Source organism: Mariniphaga sp., from assembly GCF_041687215.1.
Taxonomy (GTDB): Bacteria; Bacteroidota; Bacteroidia; order Bacteroidales; family Prolixibacteraceae; genus Mariniphaga.
This window is the reverse complement of sequence record NZ_JAWLCI010000122.1, coordinates 1-3,412: the sequence shown is the minus strand read 5'-3', so window position 1 is coordinate 3,412 and position 3,412 is coordinate 1. Positions and strand designations below refer to the sequence as shown.

Annotated in this window: 2 protein-coding genes; both read left to right on the top strand. The window is 36.2% G+C overall.

The window, feature by feature from the left end:
• The coding region (locus ACESMA_RS21400; protein ID WP_372950923.1) for a T9SS type A sorting domain-containing protein at window positions 1–554 on the top strand (554 nt) is incomplete at its 5' end.
• Between the two features lie 58 nt (window positions 555–612).
• Window positions 613–3,234 (top strand): T9SS type A sorting domain-containing protein, encoded by a 2,622-nt coding sequence (locus ACESMA_RS21395; protein WP_372950922.1) that lies wholly within the window; start codon window positions 613–615, stop codon window positions 3,232–3,234.
• Window positions 3,235–3,412: the final 178 nt, after the last annotated feature.

Sequence of the window (3,412 nt, the reverse complement as noted above, 5' to 3'; positions counted from 1 at the left end):
CCTCTGAAACAAAGTATTCCTGGAATTATGAACAGGGGCAATTGGTTGGCAATTACAGAAATGAAACCTTTTTTAATGAATTTGGTGAAGAAATAAAAATCATATTTTACAACTGGGATTTTGATTTAAATAACTGGAGCGTGCAGGATGTTATTTTCACCCAGCACTCAGTGTTTTTATCCGATTCAGAAGGGAATGTAATCGCGTATGAAATTACAACGTGGGATGAAACGGCGCACCAATGGCTTCCCAAAGAAAAACATTATTACTTCTGGTCTTCGCACGGAATTACCGGATTACCGGAAGTTTTAACCTATAACAGGTTCGTGGAAGTTTATCCGAATCCGGCAACTGACATCATTTTTGTCAGGTTATTTACTGATGAAATTTCAGGCACTATCAGTTTATTCAACAGCACAGGGCAGTTGCTCAAAAAATTGAATTTAACAAGCAATCTTACCCCAATTCAGGTAAACGAAATGCCCAAAGGAATTTGCATTTTACACTTAGAAACCAATCAGTTAGCGGAAACGAAAAAAGTATTGATTCAATAAAAACAAAATAAATATAAAACAATTAAGGGTTTAAAAATCAACTTTTAAAATGAATATCATGAAAAACTTTACGCTGGTTCTAATACTCTTAATCCCACTAATGGGATTTGCACAAAAACCTCTTCCTCAAATTCTTAAAAAAGCAACAACTGAAACCGATTATGGAAAAAACCATATTAGTCAGCCGTTGAAAAAAATGGAAGAACTGCAAAAGGAACTTTCTTTAAATTCCATTGCTGAGAAAATCAAACAATTACAGGCAGAAGAAAAAGGATTAATAATTTCTTCCCGGCATAATTTTCCGGGAAAGGAATTGATTGACAAACTTCGGGAAAGCAGACTGAAATCGGCCCAAACCGATACCCTGTTAATCGATTCCTTGTGTATATTTACGTTCAGAAGTCCTACTGATTCTGTACTTACAGGAAAAATTTTTGTCACGTATAACGCAAATGGACGGCGCGGCCTGGTGTGGAGCTACGAACTGGATACCCTGACCATGCAGTGGCATTATGTTGAAAAGAATGAATACTTATATGATGAAAACGACAGAAATACCTCGTATCTGGAGTATTTATGGGACATACAAATAAATGACTGGCTTCCGGTTTATAAGAATGAAATAGAGTATGATTCAAATGGCAGAAGAACAATGTTTGCTTACTTCAACTGGGATAACAATTCAGAAAAGTGGATTGGCCGGACAAAATATGAGTATGCCTGGGATGAATGGGGAAACCAGGTGCTATTTGCATATTATGAATGGAACTATTCAACAAACAACTGGCGAGGCAATTACAAACAACAATTAGCGTACGATTCTTCGGGAAACGTAACTTTAATTATTAATTCAGTCTGGGACGAAATGCATGGTGACTGGATTTTTCAGAGCAAGTATGAATCTGTTTTTGAGCAGGATGGGTCCAAACAAATGGCCATCTACTGGTGGGACCAAAACAATAAAAAATGGATAGGTGAGTATAAAATGGCCAATTATATCATAAGTCAAACAGAACAATATTCTATTATTTACTCATGGAACAACCTGGAAGACAACTGGGAAGAATCGAAGAAATCTGTCAGCAAATATTTAAATGACGGATTATCTCATCAGTTTACTACCTATATAAAACAGGATTCCATTATTCCCGGAATAGTAATTAATGGCTTTAACACAGAAGAGGATATTAACACCGTTTGGACCGACCTGTCGTGCCCAGAACAAACCTGTTCTGTTCTCGATTCCGATTTTGTGGAAGGTGCTGCTTCCATCCGTTGGGACTACCATTCTTCAGGAAAAATCAACTACTATGGCGGAGCTTGTCAGTTTGAACTGTTGAACAGCGCGGACATGTCTGGCTTTGATGGAATTTCTGTAAACTACAAAGTTTTGGAGCCATCTGTTGCGAAGTTTGTTTTTGTTTTGATTGAATCCGATGGCGAAGTTTGGGAATACAATAATTATGAATTACCGCGTGACACTTCGAACTTCTGGAAAGTGTTAGTCGTTCCCTTCAATTATATCTTCCCCAGAAACTATGTGGATGGTCAATTAAGTTTGAAAAACATCGAAAAAATCTTAATCCAGGCATTTTCTGAACCAGGCACTGAAAATTCCGGGTCCATGCTTCTGGATAATCTTTCGGCCTGCAATATTGCAAAATCAAAACTTTGGATGCATGAAAGTTTTACAGAGGAAATATTTGATGAAAATAACAACCTTATTACCTCAACCCAATCCGGATGGGACCCTTATTTACAGGAATATATTGTATTCTCTAAATATAAAAACGAAATGGTTTATGATGAAAACGGAAACATCATCAGTAAGAATTCATTTAGCTGGAATGAAGGGGATCAGTACATAGATACTTTATCTGTTAACTGGAATAACATCAGCAAGGAGGAATTTGAATACGATGAATATGGAAATCAGACGCGCTCGGAAGCTTATTATTGGGATCAATACTTTAATGGATGGATTGGAGGTTATAAATCCGAGAAAACTTATGATGAAAATGGGAATATCTTAACCTCTTTTGATTACCAGTGGCAGTATGAAAAAAAAGATTGGATTCCGGCTTACAGAGAAGAAAACACCTTTATTGCCGATAGCATTCAAACTTCTCAGGCTTCTTATTCCTACGATTCGTATCTCAATAAATGGATTGGCAATTATAAATATGAGACCATTTTTAATGAAGCACTGGAAGCGATAAAAGAAATAAACTATGAATGGGATTACAATGCCGGCACCTGGAAAATTATCAATGTTTCCCGGGTTGAACATAATGAGTATCAATATGATTCGGAAGGCAGACTACAGGCCTATGCACGCGAAACATGGAATGAAACACTGAACCATTGGTGCCCAAAAGTAAAATATTACTATTTCTGGTCATTACACAGCATAACAGAGGCAGAATTGGTACTGCTCAACCAGGATGGGAAATTGATGGTTTATCCGAATCCGGCAACTGACTACATCTGTGTAAAAACAGCGTCAGATTTAAAAAATGGTACAATCAGTTTGTATAACAACAATGGCCAAAAGGTTAAAACACTTCAAACAGTTGGTGATGTCACAAACATCAATGTCAATGATTTGCCAGCCGGAAATTATATGCTGCAATTTGCAACCGACAAGGATGTTTTTGTGAAAAAAATAATTATATGGTAAATTCTGAACATTTTAAATAAAACATTAAAAGCTTAGTAATGAAAAAACTACTTACAATTACCATTCTTTTATTCTTTTTTGTTTTTGCATGCCAGGCTCAAAAAATGATAAAAATTGATGAGCAACTAAAGAAAAATAGTCAACTGATGATTGTAAAACGAAAAGGAATGAGTGTTAT